The sequence below is a fragment of the Pseudenhygromyxa sp. WMMC2535 genome (assembly GCF_011083025.2).
On the sequence record NZ_JABJWV010000001.1, the window covers coordinates 648034 to 668138 of the forward strand.

Genomic DNA, 20105 nt, shown 5'->3' on the forward strand with positions numbered 1-20105 from the left:
CGCCGGCGGGGATCCAAATTCATCGCGACCCGAGAATTTTGTCGTCCTCGGGTGTCTCGCGGCCAGGAGGAGGGAGGCGCAACACCCGCTACGCCTCCCTCCTCCTTCCTTCCCTCCGCGTCTTCACCCGATCACAGCGGGATCTCGAGGGGCGAGAAGCCGTCGAGCTCGGTCCAGCCGGTCTGGATCGAGGTGATGCCCCCGACCACCGGCGCGTCCTCGTTGGGGTTGCAAGGCGAGCTCTCTGGCGCGGCGAGCACGGCCCCGCAGTTGCCGTCGTCGCAGTCGCCGATCTGCCGGACCGCCGAGGCGACGAGGCCCATGCTCGTGCCAAAGCCGTCGTCGGGCTCGCCGGGCAGCTTCTCCCCCGTCTGAAAGTCGAAGCCCTGACCGCGCCGGGAGATCAGCCGCAGCTCGAGCTCGTAGGTCGCGCCCTGATCGTAGACCCAGCGCTGCTCGTCCTCGTCGTACCAGCGCGGGTCGCAGCTCGAGTCCCCGGGCTCGTAGATCGTGTAGGTCACGTAGAAGATCTCGGCGTCGGTCTGGAGGTCGTCCGCGAACGCGCCGGTGACCCGGATCAGCGGCGCGCGCAGGGGTCGAGCCCGGCGCGAGAAGGCCCGAGTCTGATCTTCGACGCTGCCGTCGGGGTAGGCGATGGTCCGCGTGCGCTCGATCTGCGCCAGCGGCAGACGCATGTAGTGCGGGTGGGTCCCGGGCGCGGCGGCCGGGGCCCCGGCGGGGACGTCGAAGCCGGCCTCGGGGTCCTCGCGGTGGTCGTCCACGAGCAGGTACAAGCTGCTGTGAAAGTCGTTGTCGTCTTCGCCGCCGTCGATCGCCGCGTCGTTGGGGCTGCCGCTGGCCAGCGCGATGAGCAGCTGGTCGCGCTCGCCCACGGCCAGGGCCTCGCCCGGATCGTCGATCGCGTCGATGCGGTTCTTGGCCGCGACCGCCGGGGAGAACACGAACACCTCGCCCTTGCTGCCGCCCTGACCAATCGGTGAGATCGAGCAGCTGAAGTCGCCGGCGCCCTGGCAGGCCGGCAGGCGCAGGGCCGGCTTGGCCTGGGCGAAGCCCTGGGCGTCGAGGGTCCACGCGCCGCCGCTGTCGGCCGCGTGCGCGAAGCTCTCGGCCGTCGGCCCCGAGGCCGCGAGATCCCAGCGATAGAGCCGCCCCGCCGGGTCCGCGAGGTAGGCCTCCTGCATCTCGCCCCAGTAGCGCGACAGGCAGTGCGAGGTCACGACCACGTCGCCCACGGCCGCGACCTCGGCGGGATCGTCGAAGCTCGTCCCCTGCTCCGGGGCGGCCATCAGCGCGCGCTCGCTGGACGCCTCGCCGGTCAGCGCGTCGACCTTCCACAGCACCCGCCCGGCGAGCTCGCCCTGCCCGGCCTCGGCGTAGCCGCTGCCGAACACCAGGTAGGCCCGCGGCTCCACCGACATCAGATCGTTGGGCACGGCGTAGGTCAGCGCTGGCCGCGACCAGGTCTGGCCGAGGCTCTCCTCGTAGCGCGCGGCCAGGCCGCTGGTCTCGCTGGTCCACAGCACCTCGACGGGGTCGTCCTCCTGCAGCCGCCCCATGTGCGAGACGTCGAGGGCGACGATCTCGGCGCCGCCCGGGCCAAAGCCGAACACCGCGAGGTGGCGCCAGATCCCGATCTGGTCGTCGAAGATCCACCCGGCGTTGACCGTCGAGGCCACGCCGTAGACGTGCTCGGCCAGGGCGTCGGGCTGGCCGAAGCCCTGCGGGCCGTTGAGCGCGAGCACCCGGGCGTTGTTGACCAGGGCCCGCGGCAAGAAGGCGAACAGCTCGTTGCCGCTGTCGTAGTGAAAGGCGTGGACCAGGCCAAAGTCGTCGCCCACGAGCACGGCCTCGGCGTAGTCGTAGTGCGCGGCCAGGCCACCGCCTTCGCTGAGCGCCCAGGCCTCGCCGGCGAAGCTCTGGAGCGTGGCCGGCACGTCGTCGCCCAGGGCGTTGCGCCGCCCGGCGCAGTGGGGATCGCGGATCCCCACCCCCGGCAGGTAGTTGCTGTCATAGCGGGGGATCCGTCGGACCAGGAGCGGCGCCGCGTTGGCGATGCCCGGGAGCTTCCAGTCCTCGGGGTTCGACGCGCCGAGCAGCAGGTCGACCATCGCCGCGATCTCCTGGCTCTCGGAGCCCACGGTCAGCGGCGGCTGGAGCTCGCCCGCGTCGTCGAGCTCGTGGACGAGCGCGATGAACTCCGGCGTGGGCTGGCCGTCGACGGCGATCGTCACCAGCTGGCCGCTGGCGTCGTGGGTGTAGAGCCGACGCGCGCTGGCCTCGGTCTGCGCCAGGCACTCGCCCGCGTCCCACACCCGACCCAGGGGACAGGGCCCGAAGCTCTCGCTCTCCTCGCTGTCCAGGGCGAGCTCCGAGGCCGCCGCGCAGTAGTCGGCGAGCTGACCGGGGTTGTCGGGGTCCTCGTCGTCGCAGGCCTCGCGGGCGACGTGGCCGAACCAGCCCGGGGTCTCGGTCCACGCGCTGATCGAGGTCTGGACCGCCGCGTCGTCGGCCTCCGGGTCGTCGGGGTCGGCGCTTTGAAAGTCGCTCGCCAGGGTCGGCGGACCCGCGGGCACCGTGCTGTGGATGCTGTCCTCGATGATCGTCGTCAGCGCGTCGGCGAGCTCCTCGTCGTCGCTGGCCAGCCACGCGCAGCCGTCCGCCGGGTCCTCGCTGTCGCGGCAGGTGTCCCACGCGTAGGGGTTGTCGCCCTCGCAGGGCGCGTAGACGCTGTCGGCCCCCGCCGCCGCGCAGGCGATGTGATGCATGCGCTCCCACTTGGTCGAGTCGTTCCAGGCTCCGTCGGAGAAGCCCACCATATAGGTCTTGACCCCGAGCACGGCGCGGAGCTTTCGCAGCCGCGAGTAGAGCTTGGTCCCGCCCTGGCTCGACCACGGGTCCGGCTGGCCGTCGGACACCAAGATCGCAACCGTGGGCCGGCAGACGTCGGCGTCCGTCGCCAGGGTCAGATAGGACAGGTAGGAGCCCACGGTCTCGTGCGCGAACGCGGCGTTGCTCTTGGCGACCGCGCTCTTGAGCTCGAGCTGGCCCTGGGCGTTGGTCTTGACCATGTAGTCGAGCTCGCCGATCGCCACGGCCCAGGGCGTGCCCCCGCTGAGGTCCACGCCGCCGGCGTAGGACTTGTCGGTGAGCCCGCGCAGCATCTCGCGCTGGTCGTCTTCGTCTTGCGGGCCCTTGTCCTCGGCCGGGACGTCGTCGTCGGCGAGCACGGCCTCGGAGTAGAAGGGCACGTAGAGCGAGGCGCCCTCGTTTTGGTTGCGGCGGGTCACGCCCAGGCGGTGGGCGTGGCTGGTCGTCGAGCTGCAGCTGCCGTTGTCGTCGCACTCCACGTGCCACAGATCGTCGAAGCTGTAGCCCGAGTAGTAGGAGTAGCCGGGGTTCCCGTCGACGTAGGGCCAGTAGTAGAAGTCGTGGCCGCAGACCTTGGTCGCGCGCTCCGACGCGTTCTCGCCCCAGTCCCCGTGGGAGGCCGCGACGATCGCCTCCTGGTTGGGGTCGCTACAGTCGAGGTTGACCCGCCGGCCCAAGAAGCGCGGGAAGAACTGGACCTTGCGATCGTAGTTGGCCGAGCTCTTCAGCGCCGAGTGGCTGGCCTTGGCCACCACCAGGGGCTGATCGGGCAGCGCCTCGCTCGAGTTGTTGGGCAGCTCGAAGCCCCCGAGCTCGTCGTGGCGCAGGTAGGGGAAGGGCCGGTTGTCACCGCAGAGCATCCACGTACCCTGGCCGCCGAAGGCGTTGGTCAGCGGCTTCCACACGTTGGAGTAGGGCTGATTGACGTAGGTGACCCAGGCGAAGCGCACCCAGCGGCCGAGATCCCACGAGTAGCAGCGATAGGGCACCTCGCTGCTCGACTTGGGCGGCTTGGCCATGCCGAAGGTCATCAGCCCGAAGCTCGCCGTGTCCTCGTTGTCCGCGACGATCTTGCCGATGACCTGGCGCGCGACGGTCATGCGGCTTCGCTGGCTGCCGGCCTCGTCGTCCTCGCACTCGTCCCAGCTGCACTTCTTGTCGGGCCAGGGCTGCTCGAAGCCCATCGATCCCGAGGTGTCGAGCACGAAGAGGATCCTCGGCGTGACCGCGCCGAAGCTCTGGCCGTGGACGATATAAAAGGGGTCCAGGCGCGCGGCGCCCGGGCGCGGGAGGCCAAACACGGCCGCGGCCAGCATCAGCAGGCCGAGCAGACCGAGCGGCCGAGGACGTGGGCCTCGCTCGTTCATGACGTTCATCTCCAAAAGTCCGCTCAAGGTGTCGTGTAGCGCACGAAGTTCTCCGCGCAGACGTCGGCCATCACGTTGTCGTTGTTGTGCCCCCCGCCGTAGCCGACGTCCGGGGTGGGCATGGACCAGGCCTGCTTGTCGCCGGCCGGCGCGAGCAGGAACTCCTGCTCGACGGCGATGGTCGTGTTGCGCAGCGTGGCCATGGCCGTGAGCACCACGCGGCCGTCGCCGTCGCTCGTCCAGCTCCCGCTCCCGCCGCCGCTGTCGATCGCGTCGGCGGCGTTGTTGCGGATCCACAAGCTGACCCGCGCCTCTGGATCGGCCCCCGCGAGCAGGTCACGCAGGGGGACGCGGACCCAGTCCTGGACCTGTCCCTGGGCGTTGGGCAGGCGCGCGAGGGCCCCCTGGCGCATGCAGGGGCGCCCGGCGCAGTCGGACAGGCCGGTGACCCAGCGATTCTTCTGACCGGTGCCCGGGCTGGCCCCGGCGCCCGGGACACAGTCCTCGAAGAGCGAGGCGCACAGCTGCGGATCCGCCGGCGGGTTGTAGCCGGCCAGCGCCGCGTCGACGACGCTCGTCAGGCTCCCGCCTTGCTCGATCGCCTGGCGAAGCTGCGCCGCGCCGAGGTCGACCGTGGCCTGTGCGGCCATCAGCGCCTTCTCCCGCGCCACGGCGGCGTTGGCCTGATCCACCTCGCGCTGCGAGCTGCGGATCACCAAGACACTGATCGCCATCAAGGAGACGGTCAGCAGCATCACGCTGACCATGGTCGCGCCCCTGGCGCTCGACCTCCTCGACTGCATATCCATGAATGGAGAATACAATTTTTTCTATTTTAATCTCGCAAAAAATCGCGGTCCCCCCATGCCTTTTTCACACATCATTCATGACAGCACGTGACCGCTCACATTCGCTCGAATGCTCATTTTCAATCATCAAAGATCTCAAAACATGCGTAGAATGCACCCTGCTGGCCGTTTGACCAAGCCGCGTCCTTTGGAACACATACAGATTCGGAGTTGGGCCCGAGAGCAATCACCACACTCCACTCGCTCACACTCGAGATCGAGCGATGTCCAAATGCACGAAGGCGGCGCTCACAGCGAGTCAGCGATCATCTCGATGACCTCGAGCAGCGCCTCGCCGCTGATGTTGTCGTTGCCCTGCGGCGTCCCGTGGCTGGTCGCGTACTCGATCACCATGGTCTCGCGGGGGACGATGATGTCGAAGCCACGGCTGACGCTGAAGGGCGAGTCGTCGAACACCCCTGGCGTGGGCATGGTCTGGCCGTCGCCCACGCACCAGCCCTGCTCGCTGCCCAGGGAGTCGACGAAGTTGCGGCAGACCTCGGCGGTCCCCGGCTGCAAGAAGCTGTCGGCCTCGAGCACCCAGATGATCTGAGCGCCGGCCGCGATGATCTGATCTTCCACCTGCACGACCGAACTGGCGTGCTCTACACAGTCGGGTCACCAGGCTGGGACGGAGATGAACACCAAGAGCTCGTGGATGCTCCAGTCGATCTCGGGGTCCGTGTCGCAAGGCGCGTGCTCGAGGTCGAGGGCGAGCTCGCTGCCGTCGGCGTGGATCGCTTCGGGCCAGGCGTAGGGCCACAGGACCTCGTCGAGGGCCATGGGCTCGACGGCCCCCTCGGGATAGGCGCAGACCGCACTGGTCTCACTCTCGCCGCCCTCGGTCGTGGTGCCGGTGGTGGAAGCGCTAGTCGAGCCGGCCTCGGGGCTGGTCTCGGCCTCATCGCTGGCGATCTCGGTCTCGCTCTCGCTCTCGCCGCCGCCCTGTTCATCTGGGGGCGAGGCGCCGGAGCAGGCCACGAGCGCGCTCAATACGGGAGGAATTGCAAAGAAATGCAAACGCTGACGATACACGGCGCGAGCATAACAGCGCGGGCCGTCGAGCGCGTATGATTCGAGCGTGGATGATCGCTACGTCGCCGCGCCGACCATGGCGCCCTCCGACGAGGACCCGACCAAGGCGCCGGCTCCCGCCGATGCCGATGCCAAGGCCAAGGCCAAGGTCGCTGCTGGGGTCGAGGTCGACGAGCACGCCATCCTCGACGCCGAGTCCTTCACGGGGAACGACACCATCAGCGCGCTCATGGCCAGGGGCGCCGCGCGAGGTCGCGCCTTCTCGACGCGGCGGCTTCGCTCGACCTCGCCCGCGCCGCCACCGACCTCGCTGCCCGTCCCCGGCTCCGCCTCGCTCCCCCCCCACTCGCTCCCCCCCCACTCGCTCCCCCCCCACTTGGCCGCCCCCCTGGCCGACCCGCTGCCTCCCCCCCTGGCCGGCCCCACGCCCTCCGCTGGCGATCGCAGCGGCGTGGTCATCGTTGGCCGCTACCGGCTGATCGAGCCGATCGGTCGCGGCGGCATGGGCACGGTCTATCTCGCCGAGCACACCACCTTGCCCCGGCGCTTCGCCCTCAAGCTGCTCAACGATCAATACGCCAAGCGCGAGGACATCGCCGCGCGCTTCCTGCTCGAGGCCCAGGCGGTCTCGCGCATCGATCACCCCAACGTCGTCAGCGTGGTCGACTTTGGGGCCACCGAGGACGGCGCGGCCTTCCTGGTCATGGAGCTGCTCCACGGCGAGGCCCTCGAGGACCTTGCCAAGTCAGCGCCCCTGCCCTGGCCGCGGATCCGCCACCTCATGATCCAGCTGTGCCACGGGCTCCAGGCCGCCCACGATGTCGGCGTGGTCCACCGCGACGTCAAGCCCGGGAACATCATCCGCACGACCTACGGCGACGACCCCGACGCCCTGCGGATCCTCGACTTCGGCCTCGCCAAGCTCCAAGCCAGCGGCGGCCTGCGACTCACCCGGACCGGGATGATCCTCGGCACGCCCGGCTACATGTCGCCCGAGCAGGCCCGCGGCGCGGCCCTCGATCACCGCACGGATCTCTACGCCGCGGGCGTGGTGCTCTACCGCCTGCTGTGCGGGCGCACGCCCTTCGTGGCCAGCAGCTTCGCGGCCATGCGAAACCAGCACATGCTCGCCCCGCCGGATCCGCCCTCGCGCTGGGCCCCGGACGCGGGCATCGACGCCGAGATGGACGCCCTGGCCCTGCGCGCGCTGGCCAAGGAGCCCGAGCATCGCTTCGCGTCGATGACCGAGTTCGCCGCGGCCATCGACGCCGTCGGCGAGGGCCGCGGACCCGTGCCCCTGCTCGAGCGCCGCACCCACCTGCTCAGCGTCGAGCAGGCCGCGAGCTTGTCCAGCGGGAGCCTGGTGCTCGGGGCGGGCGCGTCCATGGACTGGGCCCGGCGGCCCGACGGCGAGCTGTACACATCCACGCCAGACGCGGGCGCGGCCACGCCCTCGGCCGCGCCGCCCACCTCGCGGCCCGCTCGGCCTCGCCGCGCGCTCATCTTGTCGCTGACCGCCCTCGCCTTGATCTCGGGCGCAGCCGCGCTGGGCGTCGCCGCGCCCGAAGGAGACGCGACGGACGAAGGCAGCGAGCCTGATGAAGCTGATGAGCTGGGCGAGCGCCACGGCCAGGCCAGCCCAGACGACGCGCCCGCCCCTGCTCCCAGCATCCAGGCCATGGCCGCGCAGCCCGTGCACCTCGAGCTCCACGCGAACGTGCCCGTGCGCGTGCTCGAGGCCGACGACTTTGCGATCCTCGGCGACACCCAGGAGTCGGCGATCGTCCACCTCCCCCGCGAGGATCGACCCATGGGGATCATCCTGCGCGCCGAGGGCTTCCTCGACCAGGCGACGGTGATCGTCCCCAACCGCGACCAGTCGCTCTACTTCGAACTCGAGCCCGCCCCCAGCCCGAGCCACGTGCACACGTCGGGGCACGCGTCGGGGGCCTCGACCCCAGCGCAGGACCAGGCCCGCGGCCAGACCCCTGGGACCTCGCCCACGCCCGCCAGCGAGCCTGCGAAGCGCGAGCCCGAGCGCGAGCAGGCCCTCCCCTTTGCGCCGGAATTGCGCAATCCTTGGGCCAATTGATCGACCCGGCCGACTCACTCACTGCGCGAGACCCGGCACACGTCTCGCCTTGGGTATCGCGCACAGTGGGCTAATTCCAACTGGCTAGCCGACAACGGCAATCCACGAGGAAACGCGCGCTCGCGCGAATTGGACCGTGACGCCACGCCCGCCGCGCGCTTCCCAGGGGTCGACAAAAGCAAGCACCAGCGTCGCCCAATAACATGGGTAATGCCATACAATCGCTCACAATGGGCCACGAGGCCAAAGGGCAGATCGACTCTCGAATCTGCCCACTGTGCGGAGACCAGACGCAGTCGGGCATGACCTGCCCGCACGACGGCGCCGTGCTCATCGAGCGCCCCGGCCCCGATCCGCTGATCGGCTCGGTGATCGCCGAGAGCTTTCGCATCGACGCGCCCCTGGGCAGCGGCGGCATGGGCAAGGTCTACCGCGGGGTCCAGCTCTCGCTCCAGCGCCCGGTGGCCATCAAGATCCTCCACGCCGAGCGCAACCAGCCCAAGGCCATCCGCCGGTTTTTGCAGGAGACGCGGCTGTCGAGCAAGCTCGACCACCCCAACGTCGTGCGCATCATCGACGGCGGCAACACCCGCGAGGGCCGCTGCTATCTGGTCATGGAGCTGCTCGAGGGCCGCACCCTCGAGCAGTACGTGGCCGAGGAGCACGGCGGCCGCGGGCTGCCCTTCGACGAGGCCCGCGAGATCTTCGAGCAGCTGTGCACGGGGGTCGAGGCCGCGCACCTCGCCGGGCTGGTCCACCGTGACCTCAAGCCGCGCAACGTGATGCTCGTCGAGGGCACCACCGGCTCCGGCGGGACCTCGTCGACGCGCAACCTGCCCAGGGGCAGCGTGGTCAAGATCCTCGACTTTGGCCTGGCCAAGGAGCTCGACACCGAGACCACGGGGCTGACGGCCGAGGGCGAGTTCCTGGGCACCCCGGGCTACATGGCCCCCGAGCAGGCCTCGGGCGAGGGCATGGACGAGCGCACCGACGTCTACGCCCTCGCGGCGATCCTCTACTTCATGCTCTGCGGCCAGCGCCCCTTCACGGGCCGCGGCGCCGCCGTGATCACGGCCCAGCTCTCGGGCACCTTCTCTCCGCTCGAGCCCGGCTCCCACGACGGCCCGGCGGCCGTGGCCGCGGTGATCGAGCGCGCGCTCCAGCCCGACCCCGAGGCCCGCCACCCCACCGTGGCGAGCCTGCGCGCGGCCGTCGACGCCCTCGTCGAGCGCGACGACTTCCCCAGCGAGGCGACCACCCCCGCCGGCCACCTGCTCGACAGCTCGCCCGCCGAGATCACCCAGGACATCGCCGCGAGCCCGCGGCCGCGCTCCCCGAGCGCGGCCGAGCGCCACTGCGCCTCCCCCAAGCCCGCGCGCGGCCGGCTCTCGCGTCGGGCCATACTCGGCGCCGTGGGCCTCGGCGCCGTGGGCCTCGGCGCCGCGGGGGTCTGGGCCGTGCCCACGATCCTCCGCCCGCGTCGGCCGATCCGCCTGGGCATGAGCGGCGCGCTCACGGGTCAGGCCGCCGCGATCGGCCGCGGCCTCGAGCACGGCCTGCGCGCGCGCTTCGAGCTCGCCAACGCCCGCGAGGAGCTCGCCTGGCCGATCGAGCTCGAGGTCCTCGACGACGGCTACGAGCCCGAGCGCGCCCTCGCCAACGTCGAGGCGCTCTCCCGGCGCGCCCTGGCCCTGGTCTGCAACGTCGGCACCGCGACCACGGCCGCGAGCTTGCCCGCGCTGCTCGACGCGCGCGTCCCCTTGATCGGCGCGCACTCGGGGGCCGAGCACCTGCGCCGCGAGCCCCCCGATCGCTACGTGTTCAACTACCGGGCCGGCTACGCCCGCGAGACCGCGGCGATCATCGAGCACTTCTCGATCCACGATCACCTGACCCCCGAGCGCGTGGCGGTGCTCGCCCAGGACGACGGCTTTGGCGACTCGGGGGTCGAGGGCGTGCGCCGGGCCCTGATCGCCCAGGGCTTCTCGGACTTCGACCCGGTCCTGGTCTGCCGCTACCCGGCCAACACCGCCAACGTGCGCGAGGCCGTCGAGGCCGTGAGCGCCCGCGACGACCTCGCCGTCGCGCTGCTGCTCGCGGCCTACCGCCCGGCGGCGCAGTTCGTCGCCGGCGTGCGCCAGGCCAAGGGTTCGCGCAGCCCACGCTTCGCAACCTTCTCGCCCACGGGCGGCGAGGTCTTCTCCGACGAGATCCGCAGCCTCGGCCACGACCCCGCTGGCATCGTGATCACCCAGGTCGTCCCCCACCCGGGCTCGTCCGCCAACGGGGTGCTGCGCTGCCGCGAGGCCCTCGCCGCCGCCGGTCGCCCGCCCCCGGACTTCGTGTCCCTCGAGGGCTTCATCGTCGCCGACATGGTCGTCGAGGCCCTGCGCCGCGTGGACGCCCCCGAGCGCGAGGCGCTCATCGACGCCCTCGAGGGCTTCCACGAGCTCGACCTCGGCTTCGGCGCCGGACTGAGCTTCTCGGCCTCGGATCACCAGGGCTGCGAGCGCGTCTGGGGCACGCAGCTCGACACCCGAGGTCGGCTCGACGAGCTGCGCCTGGGCTGATCTGGTAGCGTCTGGCGCAGTGCCTGCGCTTCGCCTCGAGACCCCGCTGATCGCCCTCGCCTGCGTACTCGCGCTGAGCGCTTGCCCCCAGGCCGAGCGCCCGACCGAGTCCTCCCCGCGCGACACCCCCGCGACCCAGACGACCGAGCCCATGCCGACCCCGACCATCGACCATCAGGCGGCCCGCGAGCGCCCCGACCCCCACTCCTTCAGCCGCCCCGACCAGGTCCGGGTCACGCACATGGGCCTGTCGTGGGTCGTGGACTTCGACACCAAGACCCTGACCGGCGACGTGCTCCTGGCCGTCGAGCGCCCCGACCCCGAGGCCCCGCTGCGCCTCGACACCCGCGACCTCGACATCCGCCACGCCTACGCCGGCACGCTCTCGCTCACCCCGGGGCCCCAGGGCGTGCCCGAGCTGTCCCGCGCGAGCGCCCGCCAAGACCCCGCGCTGACCGAGACCAAGTGGCGCTTCGAGGACGACCCCGATCAGAGCACGGGCGACCTCGGCCGCGCCCTCGTCGTCGAGCTCCCGCCCGGAGCCAACGTCGTCAAGCTGACCTACGCCACCCGGCCCGCCGCCACCGGCCTCCAGTGGCTCGACCCGGCCCAGACCGCCGGCAAGACCCAGCCCTTCTTGTACAGCCAGTCCCAGGCCATCCACGCGCGCTCGTGGATCCCCTGCCAGGACAGCCCCGGCGTGCGCACCACCTGGGACGCGGAGGTCGTCGTCGACGGCCCGCGCGCGGCGGTCATGGCCGCCGAGCAGCTCGGCCCCGATCCCCTGCCGGGCAGCGAGGGCGCAGCAGGTGCCGAAGCCGACAGCCGGACGTGGCGCTTCGCCATGCCCCAGCGCGTGCCCTCTTACCTGATCGCCATCGGCGTCGGCGACCTCGAGCGCCGCGAGCTCGGCGATCGCAGCGCCGTGTGGGCCGACCCCACCGTGGTCGAGGCCGCCGCCAACGAGTTCACCGACATCGAGGCGATGATCAGCTCGGCCGAGGCCCTCTACGGCGACTACGCCTGGGGCCGCTACGACGTGCTCGTGCTCCCCCCCGCCTTCCCCTTCGGCGGCATGGAGAACCCGCGCCTGACCTTCGCCACGCCCACGATCCTCGCCGGCGACCGCTCCTTGGTCTCGCTGATCGCCCACGAGCTCGCGCACTCGTGGTCGGGCAACCTGGTGACCAACGCGACCTGGGGCGACCTGTGGCTCAACGAGGGCTTCACCGTCTACTTCGAGCGGCGCATCGTCGAGGCCATCTATGGCCGCGAGCAGGCCGAGATCGAGGCGGTGATCGGCAAGCGCGAGCTGCTCGCCGAGCTCTCCGATCCCGAGGGCCTGGCCAAGCACCCCGAGTATCAGCGCCTCGACGCCGATCTCGTCGGCGTCGACCCCGACGACTACTTCTCCGGCGTGCCCTACGAGAAGGGCTACCTGCTCCTGCGCACCCTCGAGGAGGCCTACGGCCGCCCGGTCTTCGACGCCTTCTTGCGCAAGTGGTTCGACGAGCACGCCTTCGGCTCCGTGGCCACCGAGGACTTCCTCGACTACGCCTCCAGGGATCTGATCGCGGCCCACCCCGTGCTCGGTGGCGGGGTCGAGCCCGACCTCGCGCAGTGGGTCTCGGGCGCCGGCCTGCCCGAGTCCGCCCCCGAGCCCGTGGCCCCGATCCTCGACGAGGTCGCCGCCACCGCTCGGGCCTTCGCCGCGGGCGAGCTCACGGCCAAGGAGGTCCAGCCCAAGCCCGGCAAGCCCGGCAAGCCGGCCAAAGCTGGCCAGACCGGTCAGCGCGAGCGCTGGTCTCCCTGGCTGTGGCTGCACTTCCTGCGCGAGCTCCCCGACACCGTCAGCGCCGAGCAGCTCGCCGCCCTCGACGAGCGCTTCGCGCTGACCGACTCGACAAACGCCGAGATCCTCGGCCAGTGGCTCGTGCTCGCCGCCAACAAGCGCTACGAGCCCGCCTACGCGCGCATGGAGGAATTCTTGATCCAGGTCGGGCGGCGAAAATTCCTGACCCCGATCTACCGCGCGCTGGTCACCAGCGAAGAAGGCAAGACCCAGGCCAAGGCGATCTACGCCAAGGCGCGCCCCGGTTACCACGCGATCTCGCGCAACACCATCGACGGCATCGTCGGCGTCGACTGAGCGCCGCGACGCCACGCCCCATCGCTTCGCCGCGGACCTGACGGCGCACCGATGGGGCTGTTAGTCTCGACCCCGCGATGGGCACGAGCGCAGACAAGCCCAAGGGCTACATCGTCAGCCCTTGGTTCGACTGGGTGTTCTTCTTGTTCCCGCCGATCCTGGCCCTGGGCCTGGGCTGGGGGATCTCGGGCACCGACTTCTCCGACGCCAGCTTTGGCTGGTGGGGCTGGGAGGTGACCTGGGCGGGGCTGCTGATCGGCATCTTCATCCACGCCCACCTGGTCCTGGTGTTCCTGCGCAGCCACGCCAACCGCGAGATCTTTCGCCTCCACAAGGCGCGCTTCTTGCTGATCCCCGCGCTGCTCTACCTGGGCATGATCAGCTCCGACCATGTGCTGATCACCGCCTCGGTCGTCGGTACCTTCTGGGACGTCTACCACTCGGGCATGCAGACCTTCGGCTTTGGCCGGATCTACGACGCCAAGGCCGGCAACGACCCCAAGGCCGGGCGCCGCCTCGACTGGGCGCTCAACCAGCTGCTCTACGCCGGGCCGATCGTCGCCGGCGCGACGATGATCGACCACTTCGAGGACTTCGAGGAATTCGAGAGCGTCGGGGTGCTCTTCTTCTCCGAGGTCCCGGCGTGGATGGAGGGCAACCAGGCCTACTTCACCTGGGCGCTGATCGGCGGCGGGGCGGGCTTCTTGATCGTCTACGTCCACCACTACGTTCAGCTCGCCCGCAAGGGCCACGCGGTCTCGTGGCAGAAGGTGTTCTTGTACACGAGCACCGGCGCCGTCTCGCTCTACGCCTGGGGCTTCAACAGCTGGGGCGAGGCCTTCTTCATCATGAACTTCTTCCACGCCCTCCAGTACTTCGGGATCGTCTGGGCGATGGAGAAGAAGACCATGCTCAGGGGCCTGCGCCTCGAGGGCACGCGCGGGGGCAAGTGGCTGGTGCTCGCGCTCTTCATCGCGCTCCCGCTGCTCTACGGTACCTGGGTTCAGTACTTGGACACGCAGCTCCACTCGCTATGGGCGATCACGCTGGTCGTCTCGTTGATGCACTTTTGGTACGACGGCTTCGTGTGGTCCGTGCGCAAGCGGCAGGTCTGAGCCACGCGCGAATGACCACGAGTGGCCACGAATGGCCACGAATGGCCACGAATGGCCACGAATGGCCGCCATTACGATGTTCCGAGCGGACCCCGAGCAAAAAACAGGCATATCTTCGCTGCGCCTGCGTGCACGAATGGCCATACGCGCAGACGACTGCACGCGTGCAGACGACTATCCGGGCACTGGCCGGGCACTGGGAGACCGTGGGCCCAATCGGCTATCGACGATCGACCATTGCCCCCCACAATGACGGTTCGTGTACCATCCTTTGCGGATGATCGACATGGCCTATGCACCTGGACCCGGGGCCAGCCGAGCGCTCGGGATCCTCGCCCTCGCGCTGCTGACCACGGGCTGCCCCGACCCCGAGGCGCGCTTCAACGAGTTCCTGGACGCGACCGAAGACGACCGCATCAAGGACGAGGGGGGCACCGAAGACGGGGGCGAAGACGATAGCGGCGACTCCGGCGAAGAGGGGCTGACCGACATGAGCGGCACCTACCTGTTCGCCCTGGTCACGACCCTCGACCCCGAGACCCCGCTGCAGTTCGTGACCACCATCGACATGGTCGTCGCCGACGACGGCCAGAGCGCCACGGCCGACTTCAGCTTCCAGCCGCTGAGCCTCGACGTCGGCGCCAAGACCGAGCCGCGCGAGTTCGTGGGCGATCCGCTGGTCTACACCGACGTGAGCTTCGACGCCGACGGCAACTACGAGCTCGACATGGGCAACGTGCAGGTGTCCGGCGAGGCCAACCCGATCACCGGCAGCGACATCGAAGCCACGCTCCAGGTCATCGGCGAGATCGTCCACGCCAGGGCCTTTTGCGGCGAGCTCACCGGTGAGGTCACCAGCCCGCTGACCTACGACCTCGCCGGCTCGACCTTCGCGGCGATCATGCTCGACGACGACGGCTCCGACCCCGCGAGCTTGCCGACCGAGTTCCCCTACCGCTGCGACATGGTCCCGCCCGCGGATCCCAGCTTGCCCGACATCAGCGGCGACTTCCTGTTCGCCCTGGTCACGACCTTGGACCCCGAGACCCCGCTGCAATTCGCGACCCACGTCGACTTCAGCTACGCCGCCGACGGGGCCTCGGGCACGGCAGAATTCTGCTTCCAGCCGCTGAGCCTCGACGTCGGCGCCAAGACCGAGCCGCGCGAGTTCGTGGACGAGCCGCTGTGCTACAGCGACATCGCCGTCGACGAGGCCGGCGCCTTCGAGATCGACATGGGCACCGTGCAGGTGTCCGGCGAGGCCAACCCGATCACCGGCAGCGACATCGAGGCCACCTTGGTGGTCAGCGGTGACATCGTCCACGTCGACGCGATGTGCGGCGAGCTCTCGGGCGAGGTCACCAGCCCGCTGACCTACGACCTCGCCGGCTCGACCTTTGGCGCGATGCGCCTGGCCGACGACGGCTCCGACCCCGCGAGCTTGCCGACCGAGTTCCCCTACCGCTGCGACATGGTCGCGCCCGAGGGCGGCTGAGCGCGCCCCTGCGTCCGCTCCCCGCTCCTCTTCACCTCGGCGCCCGCGCCCTCCTCCCCCTCTCTTTCTTCGGCTCGCGACCACCCATGACCGCTCCCTCCCCTCGCCTCTCGCAGCGCAAGCTCTCCTCGCTCTCCTCGCTCTCCACCGCGGCCCTCGTCGGCGGCGCCTGCCTCGGCCTCGGCCTGTGCCTGTGGTCGAGCCCCGCCCAGGCCTCGGGCATCAGCACCGCCCGCTTTGGCGGTGAGCACGGCCACCCGACCACCGAGAACGCCACGGCGATCTACTACAACCCCGGCGCCATCGCCCTGTCCAAGGGCACCCACGTGTACGTCGACGGGATGATGGCCCTGCGCTGGGTCAGCTACGACCGCCCGGCGAGCGCCGTCGACACCCAAAACAAGGTCGAGGGCGCGCCCAACGTCAGCCTCGACTACGCCCCCGGGGCCAACGACGGAAAGGCCTCGCTCTTCAACGTCGCGGGCGCGCCCTACCTCGGCGTGACCTCGGACTTCGGCACCGACCTGGTCTACGCCGGCGCGTCCTTCTCCGTGCCCTTCGGCGGCGGCGCGAGCTGGAACAAGAACGAGCGCTACGCCAACAGCGAGCTCTACCCCGGGGCCTACGACGGCCAGCAGCGGTGGTTTGCGATCGACGGCAACCTGCGCTCGATGTACTTCACCGGCGCGATCGCCTTCAAGATCAAGCCGGCCAAGCTGACCATCGGCTTCAGCGGCAGCGCGATCTACAGCAGCCTCGACACCGTCCGGGCGCGCAACGCCGACAGCTCGGACAACCTGGTCTCGGGCACCTCCGAGGAGAACTTCACGCTCAAGGAGGGCCGCAGCTGGCTCAAGGCCAGCGGCTGGCAAGGTGGCTTCGGCGTCGGCCTGACCGCCGAGCCGATCGACGACGTGCTGTGGATCGGCGCCTCCTACACCAGCCAGCCCAACGTCAGCGGGGGCATGACCCTCAAGGGCACGCTGACCAACATCTTCGGGGCCTCGCCGGCCGCCGACACCACGGAGATCGAGCTCACCCAGTCGATGCCCGACATCGTCCGCTTCGGCTTCCGCGTGCGCCCGATCCCCAAGCTCGAGCTGCGCATGTTCGGCGACTACACGCGCTGGTCGGTGCTCGACAAGCAGTGCGTGCTGATCGCCGACGTCGACGACCGCAAGTGCGAGTTCGCCAACGCCGACACCGCGCTCGAGGATCCGAGCAGCTTCGGCGGCGACGGTGGCGAGGACACGCTCGGGGTCACCCAGCACCTCCCGCGCTTTTGGAAGGACGCCGGGGGCGTGCGCGTGGGCGTCGGCTACTGGTTCGTGCCCGAGCTCGAGACCTACCTCGGCGTGGGCTACGACAGCTCGGCGATCCCCCCGGAGACCGTGGACCCGGTGCTCTTCGACATGGACAAGGTCAGCGTGTCCATCGGCGCGCTGTGGCAGGCCCACCGCCACGTGGCCATGGGCGCGACGATCACCCAGCTCATCTACTTCCCCCTGGACACCAAGGGGCGCAGCGTGTTCGACGACTTCCAGTCGCCCACGCGCCAGCCCAGCGCCGACGGCGTGTACAAGCAGGCGATGACCGTGGGCAACCTCTACCTCGACCTCAGCTTCTGAGCGGGCGGCTCGAGTAGAGCCTCTTTGCGACGATCATCCTGGCGATCGTCGTGCTCTACGTCGGCTGGCTGCGTCCGCCGCCGGCCGTGAAGGTCTGCGACAACGTCGAGGAGCTCACCGTCGCAGAGATGAAGAAGCAGGGCGTCGAGCCCGGTGACGCTGCCGTGAAGGAGCTGCGCGGCAAGTGTGAGAAGTGGGCCACGGACCGGGCGCTTGCTCGAAGACGATGCCTTGCTCGACGACGCCGTCGCCGTGCTCGGACGCATCGACCAGGCCAGCATCGAGGGGGATCGCCACTACGATCTGCCCAGCGGCGCGGCCGGGGCGATCTGGGTTCCTACGTCGGCCATGGTAGCGAAAGTTTGTTGCGCCCCCCTCGACCTCGGCTACCCTGCGCGTGCTCGTCGGTGTCTGGCTGCTGACCCCCGGGCCAAAACCCAACCCTCCTCTCGCCGACTTGGTGACCGCGCCGTAGCGCGTCTCACCGGATCGACGCACCAGCCAGACATCGACCCATGTGCAAGCAAGAACAACCCAACTCCAAGGCCCGGCGCGGGCCCAAGCTCGAGCGCGTGATCGCGGCCCTCGCCCGCCGCGGCCTCGACGTCACCCGAGACGGCAGCGTCTGGTCGCTGCGCGCCGCCGACTCCCCCGACGGCGTCACCGCCGAGGTCCTGCTCCCCGACGGCTTCGAGCTGTCGACCAAGGCCGCCGACCAGCTCCTGCGCTTCGCCGCGGCCTGCCACCCCGAAGGCGGCGAGGTCGTCGCCGCCCGGGCCACGCCCGACTTCCACGCCGGCGCGCGCGTGCCCGTGGGCGCCGTGGTCGCGACCAGCGAGGACATGCTCGTGCCCGAGGCGATCGGCACCGACATCAACTGCGGCATGCGCCTGCACGTCGTCGACCTCGACCTCGACCGATTCTTGGCCCACAAGGCCGAGCTGATCGACGATCTGCGCGGCGACCTGCTCCTCGGGACCCGCGACCTGCCGATGCGCGTCGCGGCCCTGCGCGCGCTCTACGAGGCCGGGGCCCCGGCCTGGCTCGAGCAGGTCGCCCGCGATCCCCTCGGGCGCATGCGCCACGCCGAGCTCGACCAGCTCGAGGCCGAACTCGAGCGGACCCACGAACTCGGCAGCTTCCCCGGCTCGGACCGCTGGCTGCCCAAGCGCAAGCTCGACGTCGTCCGCGACCCCTGCCTCGGGACCCCCGGCGGCGGCAACCACTTCGTCGAGCTGCAGGTCGTCGAGGCCGTGCTCGACAGCGCCCAGGCCCACGCCTGGGGCGTGCGCGAGGGTCAGCTCGCGTTCATGGTCCACTCGGGCTCGCGCAGCGTCGGCGTCGCCGTCGGCGAGCACTGGCGCCAGCGCGCCCGCGAGCTGTGGCCCGAGGGCCTCGCCCACCCGCGCCCGGGGGTGTTCGCTATCCACGGCGACGCCGCGCGCAGCTACCTCGAGGCGATGTCGACGGCGGCCAACTACGCCAGCGTCAACCGCCTGCTCCTCGCCGAGCTCGTGCGCCTGCGCCTGCGCGAGCGCTACGGGGCGCTCGAGGTCCCGCTGATCTGGGACGGGCCGCACAACCTGATCAGCGTCGAGGCCGGGCGCAACGTCCACCGCAAGGGCGCGACCCCGGCCCACGCCGGCGAGCCCGTGCTGATCCCCGGGTCGATGGGCCAGGCGTCGTTCTTGATGGTCGGGCTCGGGAGCGAGCAGTGGCTGGCCTCGGCGTCCCACGGGGCCGGGCGGGCGCTGACCCGGCATGCGGCGCGGCACCTCGACGACGACGCCCTCGGGCTCGCGCAGGTCGAGTGCGTCGCGCTGCACCGCGAGCGCCTGCGCGAGGAGGCGCCCGCGGCCTACAAGGCGATCGCGCCGGTGATCGACGTGCAGGTCGAGGCGGGGATCGTGGCTCCGGTTGCGCGGATGCGACCGCTGCTGACCTTCAAAGCCTGAGAGTCTGTGGGGGCGTCATCCACGCGAGCCAAGCGCCATATTCGCGAGCTCTTCTCGTCCGTCTCGCCGGTTCCGGACCTGCTCTTCGGCACGGCCGAGTAGGCGGGCGATCGGGCAGGGGCCCCACCCACGACCTTGGTCGCGAGGACGCGCGACTCTTCGTAGGACCAAGGCGTTGCGTACCAGCGGTGCAGAGGGAGTTTTTCCCGAGATAGTCATGATCGACTCGGGCCGAAGATGTTACCCGTGATTGATGCGCGACGATGACAAGCACTCCTCCTCCCGCCGCTTCGAACCCTCTCGCCGACAGCTGCTGCAATTCATGTCGGCCTTCGGCGTGGCGCTGGTGATCCCCGAAGCGGCCCGGGCGGCGTCCTGGGACTACATCCCCTACGGCAACGTGGTCGAGAAGGCCATGACCGACCCGCAGTGGCGCGCGCAGCTGATTGAAAAGCCGAAGCAGACCCTGGAGGAGGCCGGGATCGAGCTCGGCGCCGAGGTCAGCGTCGAAGTCGTCGAGGACGACTTCAACGTCGCCCACGTGGTGCTGTGCTCGCAAGAGGGCATGCGCGGCGTCGAGTACGGCGACATGGCGACGATGCTGACGAAGTGTCGCAACAACGCCAACTACCGCCAGGCGATGTTCAGCGACCCCAAGAAGGTGTTCGAGTACGAGACCGACGCGACCTTGCCGGTCAACCTCGAGGTCATCGCCGTCGCCGAGACGCCGAGCAAGCGGATCATCCACCTGCCGGCGGCCGACAGCGAGGCGATCATCACCGAGGCCGAGGCCGCGTCCTTCTGGGGCGGCGGCGGCGATCCGCCCAAGGAGACCACCGGCGGCACGATCTGCAGCGGCCAGGTCTGCAACTGCTACTCGGAGAACTCGCCCTACAATTCGTCGATCGCCCGCTGCTGCACCACGGACCCCGACATCGATCTGAGCATCAAGCTCGGCTGAG

General features: G+C 70.2%; 13 protein-coding genes. 8 read left to right on the forward strand and 5 right to left on the reverse strand.

Features of this window, described 5'->3' with window-relative positions:
• Positions 1-131: 131 nt before the first annotated feature.
• The 4 genes from G6O69_RS02400 to G6O69_RS02415 form a co-directional block, all read right to left on the reverse strand.
• Entirely contained in the window at positions 132-4256 is a 4125-nt protein-coding gene (locus tag G6O69_RS02400) for a type IV pilin biogenesis protein (RefSeq protein ID WP_172301905.1), read from the reverse strand.
• Positions 4257-4279: 23 nt separating this feature from the next.
• A complete protein-coding gene (locus G6O69_RS02405) occupies positions 4280-5065 on the reverse strand; it encodes a hypothetical protein (protein WP_172301906.1) in 786 nt (261 codons plus the stop codon).
• 288 nt (positions 5066-5353) lie between these two features.
• Positions 5354-5692: a hypothetical protein gene (locus G6O69_RS02410; RefSeq protein ID WP_217909756.1), complete on the reverse strand. Its 339-nt coding sequence runs from the start codon at positions 5690-5692 to the stop codon at positions 5354-5356.
• A gap of 30 nt (positions 5693-5722) precedes the next feature.
• Positions 5723-6085 (reverse strand): hypothetical protein, encoded by a 363-nt coding sequence (locus G6O69_RS02415; RefSeq protein WP_176396586.1) that lies wholly within the window; start codon positions 6083-6085, stop codon positions 5723-5725.
• 100 nt (positions 6086-6185) lie between these two features.
• Here G6O69_RS02415 and G6O69_RS02420 point away from each other — a divergent pair, with 100 nt between their 5' ends.
• From G6O69_RS02420 to G6O69_RS02445, 6 genes are all read left to right on the forward strand, one after another.
• Positions 6186-8231 carry a serine/threonine-protein kinase gene (locus G6O69_RS02420; RefSeq protein WP_172301908.1) on the forward strand — a complete coding sequence of 682 codons (2046 nt, stop codon included), beginning with the start codon at positions 6186-6188 and terminating at the stop codon, positions 8229-8231.
• 230 nt (positions 8232-8461) lie between these two features.
• On the forward strand, positions 8462-10801 hold the full coding sequence (locus tag G6O69_RS02425; RefSeq protein ID WP_217909757.1) for an ABC transporter substrate-binding protein: 2340 nt from the start codon (positions 8462-8464) through the stop codon (positions 10799-10801).
• A gap of 19 nt (positions 10802-10820) precedes the next feature.
• Positions 10821-12950, forward strand: a complete 2130-nt coding sequence (locus G6O69_RS02430) for a M1 family metallopeptidase (protein ID WP_172301910.1) — start codon at positions 10821-10823, stop codon at positions 12948-12950.
• A 77-nt stretch (positions 12951-13027) separates the two neighbouring features.
• Positions 13028-14065: a hypothetical protein gene (locus G6O69_RS02435; RefSeq protein ID WP_172301911.1), complete on the forward strand. Its 1038-nt coding sequence runs from the start codon at positions 13028-13030 to the stop codon at positions 14063-14065.
• Positions 14066-14324: 259 nt separating this feature from the next.
• Positions 14325-15560: a hypothetical protein gene (locus G6O69_RS02440; protein ID WP_172301912.1), complete on the forward strand. Its 1236-nt coding sequence runs from the start codon at positions 14325-14327 to the stop codon at positions 15558-15560.
• An 86-nt stretch (positions 15561-15646) separates the two neighbouring features.
• Entirely contained in the window at positions 15647-17188 is a 1542-nt protein-coding gene (locus G6O69_RS02445; protein ID WP_172301913.1) for an outer membrane protein transport protein, read from the forward strand.
• On the opposite strand, the gene G6O69_RS02450 is transcribed toward G6O69_RS02445, so the two are convergent.
• The gene (locus G6O69_RS02450; protein ID WP_176396587.1) at positions 17167-17469 is read right to left on the reverse strand and encodes a hypothetical protein; all 303 of its coding nucleotides are present in this window, start codon (positions 17467-17469) and stop codon (positions 17167-17169) included. The genes G6O69_RS02445 and G6O69_RS02450 overlap by 22 nt on opposite strands.
• Before the next feature lie 234 nt (positions 17470-17703).
• On the opposite strand from G6O69_RS02450, the gene G6O69_RS02455 reads away from it, so the two are divergent.
• Together G6O69_RS02455 and G6O69_RS02460 are read left to right on the forward strand one after the other, a co-directional pair.
• Complete coding sequence (locus G6O69_RS02455) at positions 17704-19143, forward strand: RtcB family protein (RefSeq protein WP_172301914.1); 1440 nt, start codon at positions 17704-17706, stop codon at positions 19141-19143.
• Between the two features lie 253 nt (positions 19144-19396).
• Positions 19397-20104, forward strand: coding sequence for a nitrile hydratase subunit alpha (locus G6O69_RS02460; RefSeq protein ID WP_172301915.1), 708 nt, complete (start codon positions 19397-19399; stop codon positions 20102-20104).
• Position 20105: the final 1 nt, after the last annotated feature.